This window comes from Streptomyces racemochromogenes, from assembly GCF_039535215.1.
GTDB classification, from domain to species: Bacteria; Actinomycetota; Actinomycetes; order Streptomycetales; family Streptomycetaceae; genus Streptomyces; species Streptomyces racemochromogenes.
The window spans coordinates 4,004,981-4,019,051 of sequence record NZ_BAAAWT010000001.1; the positions used below are offsets into that span (position 1 = coordinate 4,004,981).

Sequence of the window (14,071 nt, forward strand, 5' to 3'; positions counted from 1 at the left end):
GGGGTGGGGGCGGGGCTCGGTCAGTCGGTGCAGTACCGGTTGAGCGCGGCGCCGAAGGCGGCGCTGTAGGCGGCCTTGTAGGCCTCCTCCGCCTTCTTCTTGGCTTCGTTGTCGGCGGTCAGGCCCTGGAGGTTCTTCACCTTGGGCTCGGGCTTCGCGTCGCACACGCCGGCCTGGGCGAGCTCCTTGCCGTCGGTGAAGCCCTCACGGGTGCCGCGCTTGCGCTCGCTGTCGATGAAGTTCTGGTTGACCACGTCCTGCGCTGCCTGGCCGGACAGGCAGGTCGCCGAGGCCCCGTTCTGCTGGGAGACGGTGTACTTGCCGGCGGGCAGGTCTGCCGCGGTGAGCTTGCCGTCGATGCCGACGGTGACGAGCGCTCCGCCGTCGCCGTCGGTCTGGTCGACCGTGGCCTTGCCCTTGGCCTTGTCGAACCCTTGCCCGGTGACGATCACTTTGGTCGCGTCTCCGGCCTTGGGCTCGACGAAGCACTGGGCCGTGGGGGCGGCGTGCGGGGTGGCGTGCGGGGTTGCGGCCCAGGCGGCGGTCACCGGCCCGAGGGCGAGCGAACAGGCCGCGAGGGGGATGACGAGGGCGGTACGGGTGCGCTGGTTCATGTCGTTCCTCACCTGTGGGGCGGGAGCCGCGAGGTGGGCCGCGCCGCGGGGGACGACGCCGGGCGGCGGTACGCGGCCCACGCGGGCCGGAGCGGTACACGGGGGCGAGCGCGCGGCGCGCGAGGTTCGGCCCCGGAGGCAGTCCGTTCCTTCCATGTAACCCCTCGCCCCCGGGGGTGTCGACCGGAAGTCGCGGGCCGGGCCGACCCGTCGGTCTGTCACGGTCCTGCCACAGGGGGAGTTGAATGTGTTCAAAACTTGGGGGCGCGGGCCTACGCTGACGGCTCCGCAACAGGGGAGGGACTCATGTCCGACAACGCCGCCAACGCCGGCGACGCCGAGGAGGCGAAGGCGGCCGGGCCCGCCCAGGCCCCACAGCCCGCCCAGCCGCCGGCCCCGCAGACCGCCCAGGCCCCGGCGCCCGTGGCCCCCGCCGGTCAGACGCCCCCGCCTGCCGCTCAGGCTCCGCCGGCGGCCGCCGCCCGGGCGTCGGCGTCTGCCGGTCAGGCTCCGGCGCCTGCCGGTGAGGCTCCGGCAACTGCCGGCCAGATGTCGGCTTCGGCCGCTCAGGCTCCCGGGTCTGCCGGCCAGGCTCCGGCGGCCGCCGCCCCGGCTCCGGCACCTGCCGCCCGGGCGTCGGCGTCTGCCGGTCAGGCTCCGGCGCCTGCCGGTGAGGCTCCGGCAACTGCCGGCCAGATGTCGGCGCCTGCCGCCCAGGCTCCCGGGGCTGCCGCCCAGGCTCTGGCGGCCGCCAACCCGGCTCCGGCGTCTGCCGGCCCGGCTCACGGGTCTGGGGGGCACGGCGCGGCACCCACTGCCCAGGCTCCGGCGGCCGCCGGCCCGGTTCCCGTGGCGCCGATCGCGCCCGGGTTTGCCGGGCACGACCCGGCCGCCTGGCACTTCTGGCAGATGGAACAGCTCCGGCTGCGCCAGCAGCAGGCCCGGGAGGAGGCCGCCGCGCGGGCCGCGAACTCCATGTGGCGCCGGATCCGGCCCGCCGAGGCCGCGCCGATCCACACCGCCACCCTCGTCGCCGTGCTCGCCGCCGGCCTCACCACCGCCGTCGTCCTCGGCGACGGCATGGGCCCCGGCCTGCTGCTCGCGGTGCTGCCCGCCATGGTCGCCGCGTACGCCGCCGCCCGCGCCGCCGGGCGCAAGGCCCGCCCCTGGAGCCTGCTGTGGGCGGCCGGCTGCGTGGCGCTGCTCGCCGTTCCGGCGCTGCGGGACTCCGCCTGGCCCTCCACCCTGGCGATCCTCGCCGCCGTACTGCTGGCCGCGCTGACCCTCCACGGAACCCGCAGCTGGCCCGGCGTCCTGCTCGCCCCGCTCGGCTTCCTCGACAGCGCCGTCACCGGCGTCGGCTGGGCCTGGGCCGGACTGCGCTCGCGCGGCGGCGGGGCGGGCCGTGAGCGCTGGCTGTCCGTGGTCAAGGCGGCGCTGGTCGCGGCGGCCCTGCTGCTCGTGTTCGGGGGTCTGTTCGCCTCCGCCGACGCGGCCTTCGCGGACCTGCTCGGCGGCCTGCTGCCCGACGTGTCCGTCGGGGAGGGCCCGTTCAGGTTCCTTCTCTTCCTGCTCGGCGCGGTCCTGGCCCTCGCCGCCGCCCGCACGGCCGCCGCCCCGCACCGCTGGGACCGGGTCAAGCCCCGCCAGTGGAAGGCGCGTTCGCGGGTGGAGTGGAGCCTGCCGCTGATCGTGCTGAACCTGCTCTTCGCCGGGTTCAACGCCGTGCAGCTGGCGGTGCTGTTCGGCGGCTACGACAAGGTGCTGGAGAGCACGGGCCTCACGTACGCCGAGTACGCGCGCCAGGGCTTCTGGCAGCTGCTCTGGGCCACGGTGTTCGTCCTCGCGGTCATCGCGCTCGCACTGCGCTGGGCCCCGCGCGGCGGGGCCGGCGACCGGCGCCTGGTCCGCTCGGTGCTGGGGACGCTGTGCCTGCTGACCCTGGTGGTGGTCGCGTCGGCGGTGCGGCGCATGGACCTGTACGTGGACGCGTACGGACTGACGCGGCTGCGGCTGTCGGTGGTCACCATGGAGCTGTGGCTGGGCCTGGTCATCGTGCTGCTGATGGCGGCCGGTGTCGCGGGCGGCCGCTGGCTGGCCCGCGCGGTGGTCGCCGGCGCGGCGGCGACGGTGCTGGCCTTCGGGCTGGCCTCACCGGACGGGATCATCGCCGAGTACAACGTGACCCGCTACCAGCAGGACAACAAGCTCGACCTCGCCTACCTCCGCGACCTCTCCTCGGACGCCGCCCCCTACCTGGACCGCCTCCCCGAACCCCGCCGCTCCTGCGCCCTGATGGGCATCGAGGCCGACCTGCGGCACGCCTCCGACGCCCCCTGGTACGCGACGAGCCTCGGCGAACACCGCGCCCGCCGGATCCTGCGCGAGCGCCCGCTGACGGCGACGGTCGCGGAATGCCGCCGCCTGGGCGCGTTCGCGAGCCGGGTGGAGTAGCGGAATCCGGGGCGGAGCGGCCGTGAGCATGCCATCCTGACGGCCCGCCATCCGGCCATCCGGCCGCTTCGCCCCAGGAGTACCCCCACCGTGCGGATATCCCGGCTCCTCGCCCCCGTCGCCGCCCTCGGCGTCCTCGCCCTCACCGGCTGCGGAGGCGCCGCGCAGTCCGCCCCGAAGGCCAACACGGCGGCAACGGCCGCCCCTTCACCGACCACCACCCCGACGGCCGCGCCCTCCACAGCTGCCCCGTCCATGCCGGACCTGACGGGCCGCACCGCCCAGGCATCCCGGGAGGCGCTCGCGGCCCTGTCCGTGTCGGTCACGCGCATCACCATCACGGCCCTGCACACGGACGTCGTCCTCCCCGACGCGCACGACACCTGGTACGTGTGCACCACCACCCCGAAGGCGGCCGACCCCCTCCCGCCCACCGCCGACGTCACCCTCAACCTGGCGTCGAAGCAGGCGGACTGCTCGGTGAGCCACCACGGCTACCTGGACGAGAAGAACGACCCGTCCCACACCCCGCCGCCCACCACCGAGGCCCCGGCCCCGTCGAAGACCAAGCCGTCCACGACGACGGGCGGCAGCACATCGGGCTCCATGACCGCCTGCCCGGACGGCAAGAGCGGCTACGCCTGCACATCCAACGGCCACCCGGTGGTGGACGGCCAGTTCTGCCCGAACGCCGACCGCGGCCGCACGGCCCGCGCCACGAACGGCACCACGGTCACCTGCTCCTACGACCCGAGCATCAAGCCGTACCGCTGGCAGTAGCCTCCCGCTCCTTGAGCGCCTCCCCGACGGCCCGCCGCACGGCGGGCGCCGGATCGGCCGCGAGCCGCCGCAATGCCTCCTCGGCCGCCGCATCGCCGGCCCACCCATAGGCGAGCGCCCCGGCGGCCGTCTCACGGACGTCGGCATCCCGGTCGGTCACTAGCCGGAGGACGGCGGCCAGGGCGATCGGGTCGCCCGACCAGCCCTCCGCCAGCGAGCTGGTGACGTACAGCCGACAGGCCCTGTCGGCCAGCAGCTCCACGACACGGTCACGCGACTCGGGGTCGCCGGGCCAGCCCTCCGCGAGGGCGTCAGCAGCCCATGCCCTGACCTCGTCACTCACGTCGTGCGTCAGCTCCAGGACGGCGCCCCGGGCGGTGGGGTCGTCGGGCCAGCCGGCGGCCAGCGCATCGGCCGAGAGCCGACGGACGAGCATGTCCGGGTCGTCGGTCAACTGCAGTACGGCGTCACGGCCTGTGGGATCTCCGGCCCACCCCCTCGCAAGCGCGTGGGCGGTCCGCTGCCGGACGGCCCCATCGGTGTCATCGAGCAACCTGGAGAGCGCCCTCAGGGCTGTGGGATCACCAGGCCAGCCTTTCGCCAGTGCCAAGCCGGCCTGCTGGCGGACATCCGCATCGCCGTCGTCCGCCAGTCGCAGGACCACGCTGCGTGCCGTGGCGTCCGGGGCCCAGCCCTCGGCAAGGGCGGTCGCGACGGCCTCGCGAACCGGCGGGCTGGAGTCGTCAGCGAGCAGGATGATTGTGTCCAGGGCGCTTCGGACCCCTCCCCAGCCGATGCCGAGGGCCTGGGTGGCGGATCGCCGGACGTCCGCACTCGGATCGTGTACCAGCCGCAGCAACGCCGCCCCGCTCGCGAGGTCTCGTGGCCAGCCCTGGCCCAGGGCGTCGGCGACGCCCTGGCGCACGTCCGCGCTTTGGTCGAAGCTCAGATCCAGCAGGGCGGCCAACGCCTCAGGGGTCCCCGGCCAGCCGTCGGCCAGCGCCTCCGCTGTCGAACGGCGGACAATCGGGTCGCCATCAGCTGTGAGGTGGATCGCGGCTTCTCGCGCGAAGGGGTCACCGGCCCAGCCCCTTGCGAGAGAGGCGGCCGCCTGGCGGCGGACATCTGCGCTCTCATCGCGGACGAGTTGGACCAGGGCATGCCGGCTCGTCTGGTCGTTCGGCCAACCGGTGGCGAGCGAGCCGAGTGCGTCCTCGCGTACCTTCGGGCTGGGGTCCCGCGCCAGCTGCAGAAGCATGTGCCGGGCTTCCTCGTCGCTGCTCCAGCCCCTGTGGAGCGCGTGGGCGGCAGCCTGGCGAACCTCTGCCTCCCCGTCGCGGGCCAGTTGCAGGACCAACGTCTTGGCGGCGGGATCTTCGTTTCGGACGGTCACGAGGGCATGGGCGGCGGCTGTGCGTACGTCCGCGTCCCTGTCGGAGGCCGCCGCTCGTACGGCGCGCAGGGTCATGGGTTCCCCGGCCCAGCCCGAGGCCAGCGCACGGATGGCCCGGCGGCGGACATCCACGTCCCCGTCCGCCGTGAGCCGCCGAAGGGTCTCGCATGCCGACTGCTCGCCGGGCCATCCGTCCGAGAGCGCCTTCGGAACCGCCTCGCGGACGGATGGCTCCCGGGCGTCCGCGAAGAGGAGAACGGTGCCCAGAGCGGTAGGATCCCCGGGCCATCCTCGGGAGAGTGCCATCACCACGCTCTTGTGGACCTCCGGACTCAGATCCGAGGCTCGTTGCAGGATGGTGTCACGGGCGACGGGGTCGCCACTCCATCCGCCGCTCAGGGCATGGACGGCGGACTGCCGAACGCGGGCGTCGGTGTCGCGGGCCATCCGCAGCAGTGCGTCCCGGGCGACCGGGTCGCCGGCCCACCCGTCTGCCATTCCCTCGCCCGCATATCTCCTGACCGTGGGGTCCGGATCGGCGGCCAGACGGATGACGGCCTCCCTGGCGGCCTCGCTGTGACGCCAGCTGCTGGCGAGCGCGTCGATGACCGAGTGGCGCGCTTCGGGGTCGTTGAGGCGGGTCGAAGCCAGGAGGACGTCCAACTCGCCATCGCGATCCAGGAAGCCGTCCTGGTCCACGAAGGTCCTGCGCAGCGCACGGACGGACTCCTCCTCACGGGTGTTGACCTCGTGCGCCTTCGTCAGTGCGGCGGCGATGTCGTCCAGGGCGGGCTGGGCGAACAGGTCGGCCGGCGGCATCGGGGTGGGCGGGCCGCCCGGGGGGTGGGGGGTGAAGGCGAGTTCTGAGATGTCCGGGTGCTGGGAGAGGCGTTGGAGGTCGGCGCGGGCGCGGTCCCAGAGCTGTTCGAGGGTGAGCCTGCGGGCGATGACGCGGTCCGCTTCCTGTTGTGCCGTCGTCTTGTACGTCTCCGCCTGGCGGGTCTCGTCGCGTAGCCGGGCGAGTTCGCTTGCGTCGGCGGCCCGGAGGGCGCGGACGTCGTTCCCGGCGATGATCTCGCGCAGCGCGCCGGTGATCTGGAACAGGGTCAGGAGCAGGAACTCCGCGTCGCGCAGGGCGTAGCGCAGGCGGGTCTCGGTGCCGGTGGCCTCGGCCAGGTCGCGCTGGACCAGGGCCAGGTCCCGCTGCGTGAGCGCGAGGTCCCGTTGGTGGCGGAGGGAGGCGGCGTCGTTCTCGTCGGACGCCGGCCGAGGTGGGGCCATGGCCGCCCGGAGCAGGGAACGGGCCTCCTCGCAGCGGCGGGCGTGTTCCTGCTGGGTCAGGCGGGCGGCCTTGTTGGCGATGCGCAGGAACTGGAGGGTGAACTCCAGTGGCGGACTGGGCTTCGCCTGGGCGCTGTAGATGCGGTCGATGTGGGACTTGGAGCACTTCATCTCGCCGATGTGGCGGTCCGGTTCCCGTACGGCCGCCTCCCTGAAGGCCTGCTCGACGTCGCGCGGGCCCATGCCGGCCTCGGCGGCCTGGGTGCGCAGGAAGGCCCCGTAGCGCTGCCACGCCCCCGTGTCGGACCCCATGTTCCCCCTCGTTGTCCCTGGGCGGATCCGATGGTCCCCGGCCCGGGCGGATCCCCGCTGGTGGCGGCGGTCCGCCGTCCCAGGGCGTCCCTGCCCGGGTGGGGACCGGGTGCAAACCGGTCAAGGTCTCCCTCGTGTCCCGGTTCCGGGGCCGTCGGGTGAAGGAGGGGCGTATGTCCGCTGTGCAGGAGCTGCTGCTCGCCGCCGTGCCGGAGGCGGTCGGTGGGGTGGTGGCCGCCGTCGTCGTCGGTGGTGCCGTGTGGGTGTGGCGGCGGGTGGCCGGGAAGGGTCAGGCGCGGGAGTAGGAGCCGATGCCGACCAGGCAGTAGACGTACTCGTTGATGACGCTGCCGTTGAGGGTGTACTGGTACGAGAAGCCGTACTCGGTACGGGGGTTGGCGTCGCAGCGGCTCATGTCGTGGGTGCCCGGGAAGCGCTGGATGACGCGGTAGTGCGCGTCGGAGGCCGAGCAGGAGACCTCCTTGACGCCGTGGACCGTCTGGGCGGTGGTGGAGTCCGGGAGCTGGCCGTTGAGGCAGGTGCCCGTGTCGAAGGGGCTCGGGGGCGCCTCCGTGGTGGGGGGCGGTGCCGGTGCGGGGTCGTATGTGGGAGGGGTGTACGTCGGCGGGGTGTAGGTCGGCGGGCGGTACGTGGGCGGGGTGTAGGTGGGAGGGCTGTACGTCGGCGGGGTGTACCGGGTGTAGGTCGGGCTCGCGGAGGCCGTGGGGGTCGAGTCGTCGTCGGAGTTGGCGATGACGAGGCTGACGACCACCGCCACCACCGCCAACGCCGCCAGGCAGCCCAGCGCCCCGCTCTTGCCCGACGGGGCCGGCTGCGGCGCGGCCGGGGGCGGGGCCGGCGGGCCCGACACGCGGATGCGCAGGAGGACTTCGGTGTCGCCGACGCGGGCCCGGACGAGGTCGCCGTTGCGGGCCGGGGGTATGCGCAGGCGCTGGGGGCCGGTCGGCAGGGGGACGGATACGAGCACCCCTTCGGCGGCCTGGGCGGGAGTGAGCGTCAACTCGATTTCCTGGGAAGGCGACACCGGCTGCTCCTAGGGGTGGGGGGTGGGCCCAGCGGGATTCTCCCCTTTCGGCGCCGGCTGACGCAGGCGTTCCGGGCATGCGGGGCCGGCGTGTGCGCGCCGTCGACGGGGTGTGGAGCCGGCGGGGAGATGGTGTACGGGGGGTGGTCCCCGGCGTGGGGGCGTGCGTACATTACCGCCGGTAACAGCGGGATGACCGAGGAGAACGCCGTGGACGCAGGCCAGCCGAAGCCCGTCAATGCCGTCAATGCCGTCGAGCCCGTCGAGCCCGTCAAGACGATCGTCGGCGGCGTGGTGCGCGAGGTGTCCGTGCCGGCGCTCGTCGGGCCGGCGGCCGGCGGCTCCCTCGGGGACATACCGTTCCAGAACGCCCGCGAGGCCCCCCGCGAGGCCGTCCTCGCCCGCAAGGAGCGCGACGGCACCTGGCGCGACGTCACCGCCGCCGAGTTCGCGCGCGAGGTCCTCGCCGTCGCCAAGGGGCTCATCGCCGAAGGGCTCGCCGAGGGCGACCGCCTCGCCATCATGGCCCGGACCACCTACGAGTGGACCCTGCTCGACTTCGCCGGATGGGCCGCGGGCCTGGTGACCGTACCCATCTACCCGACCTCCTCCGCTGTCCAGGCCCGCTGGATCATCCACGACTCCGGAGCCGTGGCCTGCGCCGTCGAGGACACCGTCCAGGCCCGCCTGATCAGCGCCGAGCGCGCCAACCTCCCCGGGCTCGCGCACCTGTGGGAGTTCGACACGGGCGCGCTGGCCCGGCTCGTCAAGGCCGGCGAGCACCTGCCCGACGCGATCGTGCACGCGCGCAGGGCCGCCCGTACGCCCGGATCCGTCGCCACGCTCGTCTACACCTCCGGCACCACCGGCACCCCCAAGGGCTGCGTGCTGACCCACGGCAACTTCCAGGCCGAGGTCGACAACGCGGTCGAGCTGCTGCACCCCGTCTTCCGCTCCGCCAGCAAGGACCCCGCCTCCACCCTGCTGTTCCTGCCGCTCTCGCACGTCTTCGGGCGGATGGTCGCCGTCGGCTGCCTGCGCGCCCGGGTCAAACTGGGCCACGCGCCGAGCATCGCCACCGAGGAACTGCTCGCCGACCTCGCCGGCTTCCGGCCGACCTTCCTGCTCGCCATCCCCTACGTCCTGGAGAAGGTCTACAACACCGCCCGCGCCACCGCCGAGAAGACGGGCCGGGCCGCCTCCTTCGACCGCGCCGCGCGGATCGCCCAGCGGTACGGGGAGACGGTGGAGGGGAAGACGCCCGGGATGGGCCTGCGGGCCGCCCGCGCCCTGTACGACCCGCTCGTCTACCGCCGCATCCGGGCCGCCCTCGGCGGCAGGGTCCGCTACGTCCTCAGCGGCGGCTCCCCCCTCGGCCGGCGCCTCGCCGCCTTCTACACCGGCGCGGGGATCGACGTATTCGAGGGCTACGGACTGACGGAGACGACGGCGGCCTCGACCGTCACCCCGCCCCAGCGCCCCCGCCTCGGCACCGTCGGCTGGCCGCTGCCGGGGACGGCGGTGCGCATCGCCGACGACGGGGAGGTGCTGCTGCGCGGCCGGCACGTCTTCGCCGGGTACTGGAACGTCGCCGCCCACCCGCCGGGGGAGTGGCTGGCCACCGGGGACATCGGCGAACTCGACGCCGACGGGTACCTGACCATCACCGGCCGCAAAAAGGACCTGATCATCACCTCCGGCGGCAAGAACGTCGCCCCCGCGCCCCTGGAGGACTGGCTGCGCGCCCACCCGCTGGTCGGCCAGTGCCTGGTGATCGGCGACAACCGCCCCTACATCGCGGCCCTCGTCACCCTGGAGCCGGACGGCCTCGCGCACTGGCGGCAGATGCACAAGAAGCAGGGCGTGCCGGTCCGCGAGCTGGTCACCGACCCGGAGCTGCTGGCGGAGCTCCAGCGGGCGGTGGACGAGGCGAACAAGCTGGTGTCGCGGGCCGAGTCCATCCGCCGCTTCACCGTCCTCCCGGGGGAGTTCTCCGAGGAACGCGGCCACCTGACCCCCTCGCTGAAACTCAGGCGCGGCGCCATCGCCCGGGACTACGAGAGGGAGATCGACGAGCTGTACCGGGCGCCCCGCACCGCCTGAGAGGTACGCCGTCCAGGGCGGGCGGCCCGAGGGGCGGGGGCGGCGGGGCCCGCTTATGGTGAGCTGGGCCGACCGGTCCGGGGGGCGACCCGAGGAGGGCGCATGCCCCGTCCCCGTCCCCGTCCCCGTCCCCGTCCGCGTCTGCGTACGGCCACCGGAAGCGCCTGCGCGGCCTCCGCGGTGGTGCTGGCCGCCTCCCTCACCGCCGCCCCGGCGGCCCCCGCCGCCCCCTCGGTCACCCCGGCGGCGACCCCTGCGCCCCTGCACTGGGGGGACTGCCCCCTCGAACGCGTGCCCGCGGAGATGCGGTGCGCGGAGGTGACCGTCCCCCTCGACCCCGCCCACCCCGCCAAGGGCACCACCCGAATAGCCGTGGCCCGCCTCCCCGCCACCGCCCCCGGCCGACGGCCCCTCGGCTCGCTCCTGCTGAACTTCGGCGGCCCCGGCGGCCCCGGCATAGCCTCCCTCGCCGCCGACCCCAAGCCCTTCGCGAAGCTCGGCGAACGCTACGACCTCGTCGCCTTCGACCCCCGCGGCGTCGGCCTCAGCACCCCCGTCTCCTGCGGCGGCTCCCAGGAGACCGGCGACGAGGTGCCCGGCGACGCCGCCTCCCAGCTGGCCGCCCTCCGCGCCGTCGCCGAGCGGTGCGCCCTGCACTCCGGGCCGGTGCTCCCGTACATCGGCACCGTCAACGTCTCCCGCGACATGGACCGCATCCGCGAGGCCCTCGGCGACGAGAAGCTCAACTACCTCGGCTTCTCCTACGGCACCCGGCTCGGCGCCGTTTACGCCGCCCAGTTCCCCCGGCGGACCGGCCGGATGGTCCTCGACGGGGTCGACACCCTCACCGAACCGCTCACCGAGCAGGCCCTCGTCTCCGCCCGCGGCCAGCAGCGGGCCCTGGAGAACTTCCTCAGCTGGTGCGCCCACCAGTACGACTGCGTCTACGGCACCAACACCCGTACCGCCCGCGAGAAGGTCGAGGCCCTCGTCGAACGGCTCGACGAACACCCCCTGGTCGGGCACGACGGCTCCCACTTCACCGGCCAGGACGCGGTGGGGGCCATCGGGTCCGCCCTGTACTCCCGGAGCCTGTGGCCCGACCTCGCCCAGGCCCTCGCCCGCGTCGAGCGCGACCGCGACCCGGTCCCGCTGATGGAACTCGGCGGCCCGGACGAACCGCCGCCCCCCGACGGCCCGACCCGGATCCCCGACGACAACGCCGCGGCCGCCCTCACCGCCGTCAACTGCGCCGACGACCCCGACCGGAGCAACGACAAGGCCAGTCCGGAGGCCGTCGAGCAGGAGATCCGCGACCTGCGCGACGAGTTCCACCGCACCTCCCCCGTGTTCGGGCCGGGCCAGCTGATGACCGTGCTCTCCTGCTACGGCCGCCCCGCCGGCACCGACTTCATCCGCCGCATCGATCACCCGGGCGCGCCCCGGATGCTCCTCGTCGGCACGCGCGGCGACCCGGCGACCCCGTACGAGTGGACCGAGGAGACGGCCCGCCGGCTCGGCTCGGCGGTGATCATCGACCACAAGGGCGACGGACACACCGGCTACGGCTCCTCCGCCTGCGTACGCGGCTACGTCGACGAGTTCCTCATCGCGGGGAAGCTGCCTGGCGGGACGCGCTCCTGCCCCGCCGGGGAGTGAACCGCCGGGGAGTGAACCGGCTGGGCTTGAACCGGCGGGCCGGGCGGCGGCTCAGGCCCTAGCAGTCGGGGCGGGTGGCGCGGCCCGCGAAGCGGTCCGCCAGCCAGTTCCCGACCGCCGGGGAGTGCGTGATCACCCCGCTGACGTGCTCACCGAGCACGATCGTGTCGAACTGGACGTCCGCACCCCGCGCGCACCACTCCGCGCGCAGCTGCCGCCCCACCGCGTACGGGATCAGCTCGTCGCCGAGCGCGTGGTACTGGAGCACCGGCGCCGCCGGGGCGGTCCGGCCCAGCCGGCTCTGGTTCAGGCGGGCCTGCCAGTCGGGCTGCGCGAGCGGGTCGCGGGTGGTCAGGTCGGAGATCCGCTTGAAGGAGCCGGCGACGGCGTCGACCGCCACGCAGTTCTCCTTCATCCCGGCCACCAGCGCCCGGCCCGCCGGGTTGAGGTACGAGTCGAGCCCCAGCTCGGGGAAGGCCGCGTCCTGGCCGGCCGCGGCCATGAAGATCAGGCCGGAGCCGTAGGAGCCGTTGTTGGAGGCGGCCACCTTCAGCAGGTCGGCGGGGACACCGCCGGTCGCCGTCCCCTTCACCTTCAGCTCGGGGGCGTACGAGCCCTGCAGCTCGGCGGCCCAGCTGCTGGCCTGGCCGCCCTGGGAGTAGCCGACGATGCCGACCGGGGTGTCGGCGGACAGGCCCGTCCCGGGCAGCCGGATCGCGGCGCGGGCGGCGTCGAGCATGGCGTGGCCGGCCGAGGGGCCCACCGTGTAGGTGTGGACGCCGGGGGTGCCGAGGCCCTCGTAGTCGGTGACGACGACGGCCCAGCCGCGCTGGGTGTACTGCTGGATGAGGTTGGCCTCCATGGCGGTGCCGTTCGGCAGGTTCGCGCTCGGCGCGCAGGAGTCGCCCAGGCCCACCGTCCCGACGGCGTACGTGATCAGCGGGCGCGGGCCGGTGCGGCCGTCCTGCGGGACGATGACGGTGCCCGAGACCACGTTCGGGGCGCCGTCGGCGGTGGTCGAGCGGTAGTGGACCTTCCAGGCCCTGGTGCCGGTCGGCTGGCCGGGCAGCGGGTGGAAGGCGGAGGGCGCGCTGCCGACGACGTCGCCGGGGCGGCCACCGTCGGCCGCGGCCTCCTCGGCGGTGGCGGCGGGGACCTGGGCGAGGAAGCCGAGGGCGGCCACGGCGGCGGCCAGGACCGTGCTGCTGCTGCGCATGCGCATGGGGGGTCTCCCAAAGGGCGTGGGGGTGGGGGCAGGTGAGGCGAAGGTAGTGACCGACCGGTCGGCATGTCGCTGACCGGAAAGCTCACCTTTCCTGACCCGCCCTCCCACCCCACCCCGCCCCGCCGCTCGGCCCCAGGTCTCGCCGGGCCGGGACACCGGCCGGGCCGGGGCGGCCGTGCGGCCGTCAGCCGCCGGAGGTGGTTCGGTACGTGCCCGGGGTCGTTCCCGTCCAGCGGCGGAACGCGCGGTGGAAGGCGGTGTCCTCCGAGAAGCCCAGGCGGGCGGCGAGTTCCGCGATCGGTTCGCCGCCCTCGGCCAGGCCCGCTATCGCCGCGTCCCGCCGCACGTCGTCCTTGAGCTGCTGGAAGGAGGTTCCCTCCTGCCGCAGCCGGCGCCGCAGCGTCGCCGGGGACACCGCCAGCCGCGCCGCCACCTCGCCCAGCTCGGGCAGCCGCGGCGAGCCGCACAGCCGCCGGGTCAGGGTCCGGCGGACCTGCTCGGCGACCGTGGTCCCGTACTCGGGGCGCGACAGCAGGTCGAAGGGGGCCCGGCGCAGCATCGCGTCGAGCGCGGCCTCGTCCCGTACCAGCGGCGCGGTCAGCCAGCGCGCGTCGAACACGGCCTCCGTGCGGCCGGCCCCGAAGCGCACCGGACAGTCGAAGAGGGCGTCGTACTCGTCCCGGTGCGGCGGCGGGGGATAGGCGAACGCGGCCTGGACCAGGGGGATCCGCCGTCCGACCAGCCAGCTGCACAGCCGGTGCCAGATCGCGAGGACGCACTCCGTCAGGAACCGCTCCTCGTCCCCGTCGAAGTCGTTGCGGACGGTGAACCGGGCCTCCCCGCCCCCGGTCTCCAGGGCCAGCTCCGGGCCGCCCGGGAACAGCCCGTAGAACGCCGCCGCCCGCTCCACGGCCGCGCCCAGGTCCCGGCAGCCCAGACAGGCGTGGCACATCATCGCGAAGGTCCCCGGCCGGCTCGGCACGGCCGACAGCCCGAGGAACTCGTCCTGGGTGGTCCGGTACAGGGCCCGGAAGAGCCGTGCGAACTGCGCGGGCGTGACCCGCGCCCGGTCGTCTCCGAGCAGCAGCGGCGGGATCTGGGCCTCCTGGAGCAGTGGCACCAGGTCGCAGCCGGCCCGCCGCGCCCCCGCGAGCACGGCCCGCACGTGGTGCACGGTGACCGTCCGCCTCCCCATGGCTTCGAAG

10 protein-coding genes are annotated in these 14,071 nt (G+C 74.5%); 5 read left to right on the forward strand and 5 right to left on the reverse strand.

The features are described from left to right. Positions 1 to 20: 20 nt before the first annotated feature. The gene (locus tag ABD973_RS18655) at positions 21 to 614 is read right to left on the reverse strand and encodes a hypothetical protein (RefSeq protein WP_345501004.1); all 594 of its coding nucleotides are present in this window, start codon (positions 612 to 614) and stop codon (positions 21 to 23) included. A gap of 549 nt (positions 615 to 1,163) precedes the next feature. Between ABD973_RS18655 and ABD973_RS18660 the strand changes: the two genes are divergently transcribed. After that, complete coding sequence (locus ABD973_RS18660) at positions 1,164 to 3,068, forward strand: DUF4153 domain-containing protein (RefSeq protein ID WP_386382341.1); 1,905 nt, start codon at positions 1,164 to 1,166, stop codon at positions 3,066 to 3,068. Between the two features lie 90 nt (positions 3,069 to 3,158). After that, entirely contained in the window at positions 3,159 to 3,848 is a 690-nt protein-coding gene (locus ABD973_RS18665; protein WP_125821435.1) for a hypothetical protein, read from the forward strand. Here the strand turns inward: ABD973_RS18665 and ABD973_RS18670 are convergent. Next, positions 3,826 to 6,834: a HEAT repeat domain-containing protein gene (locus ABD973_RS18670; RefSeq protein WP_345501008.1), complete on the reverse strand. Its 3,009-nt coding sequence runs from the start codon at positions 6,832 to 6,834 to the stop codon at positions 3,826 to 3,828. The genes ABD973_RS18665 and ABD973_RS18670 overlap by 23 nt on opposite strands. A 173-nt stretch (positions 6,835 to 7,007) precedes the next feature. Between ABD973_RS18670 and ABD973_RS18675 the strand changes: the two genes are divergently transcribed. After that, positions 7,008 to 7,139, forward strand: coding sequence for a hypothetical protein (locus tag ABD973_RS18675; protein WP_345501010.1), 132 nt, complete (start codon positions 7,008 to 7,010; stop codon positions 7,137 to 7,139). Here the strand turns inward: ABD973_RS18675 and ABD973_RS18680 are convergent. Next, on the reverse strand, positions 7,124 to 7,855 hold the full coding sequence (locus ABD973_RS18680) for an LppU/SCO3897 family protein (protein ID WP_241253276.1): 732 nt from the start codon (positions 7,853 to 7,855) through the stop codon (positions 7,124 to 7,126). The genes ABD973_RS18675 and ABD973_RS18680 overlap by 16 nt on opposite strands. A 216-nt stretch (positions 7,856 to 8,071) precedes the next feature. Here ABD973_RS18680 and ABD973_RS18685 point away from each other — a divergent pair, with 216 nt between their 5' ends. Together ABD973_RS18685 and ABD973_RS18690 are read left to right on the forward strand one after the other, a co-directional pair. Next, on the forward strand, positions 8,072 to 9,982 hold the full coding sequence (locus ABD973_RS18685; RefSeq protein ID WP_125821432.1) for an AMP-dependent synthetase/ligase: 1,911 nt from the start codon (positions 8,072 to 8,074) through the stop codon (positions 9,980 to 9,982). 102 nt (positions 9,983 to 10,084) lie between these two features. Beyond that, the gene (locus tag ABD973_RS18690; RefSeq protein WP_345501013.1) at positions 10,085 to 11,641 is read left to right on the forward strand and encodes an alpha/beta hydrolase; all 1,557 of its coding nucleotides are present in this window, start codon (positions 10,085 to 10,087) and stop codon (positions 11,639 to 11,641) included. Between the two features lie 58 nt (positions 11,642 to 11,699). Here ABD973_RS18690 and ABD973_RS18695 read toward each other — a convergent pair whose 3' ends face one another. Both ABD973_RS18695 and ABD973_RS18700 read right to left on the reverse strand, forming a co-directional pair. After that, a complete protein-coding gene (locus ABD973_RS18695; RefSeq protein WP_125821430.1) occupies positions 11,700 to 12,863 on the reverse strand; it encodes a lipase family protein in 1,164 nt (387 codons plus the stop codon). A 187-nt stretch (positions 12,864 to 13,050) separates the two neighbouring features. Continuing rightward, positions 13,051 to 14,061, reverse strand: a complete 1,011-nt coding sequence (locus ABD973_RS18700) for an AraC family transcriptional regulator (protein ID WP_125821429.1) — start codon at positions 14,059 to 14,061, stop codon at positions 13,051 to 13,053. Positions 14,062 to 14,071: the final 10 nt, after the last annotated feature.

Coding starts and splice junctions, on each gene's coding strand:
- ABD973_RS18655 (WP_345501004.1), bottom strand. CDS start 614: ATGAACCAGCGCACCCGTACCGCCCTCGTCATCCCCCTCGCGGCCTGT.
- ABD973_RS18660 (WP_386382341.1), top strand. CDS start 1,164: ATGTCGGCTTCGGCCGCTCAGGCTCCCGGGTCTGCCGGCCAGGCTCCG.
- ABD973_RS18670 (WP_345501008.1), bottom strand. CDS start 6,834: ATGGGGTCCGACACGGGGGCGTGGCAGCGCTACGGGGCCTTCCTGCGC.
- ABD973_RS18675 (WP_345501010.1), top strand. CDS start 7,008: ATGTCCGCTGTGCAGGAGCTGCTGCTCGCCGCCGTGCCGGAGGCGGTC.
- ABD973_RS18685 (WP_125821432.1), top strand. CDS start 8,072: ATGACCGAGGAGAACGCCGTGGACGCAGGCCAGCCGAAGCCCGTCAAT.
- ABD973_RS18690 (WP_345501013.1), top strand. CDS start 10,085: ATGCCCCGTCCCCGTCCCCGTCCCCGTCCCCGTCCGCGTCTGCGTACG.
- ABD973_RS18695 (WP_125821430.1), bottom strand. CDS start 12,863: ATGCGCATGCGCAGCAGCAGCACGGTCCTGGCCGCCGCCGTGGCCGCC.
- ABD973_RS18700 (WP_125821429.1), bottom strand. CDS start 14,061: ATGGGGAGGCGGACGGTCACCGTGCACCACGTGCGGGCCGTGCTCGCG.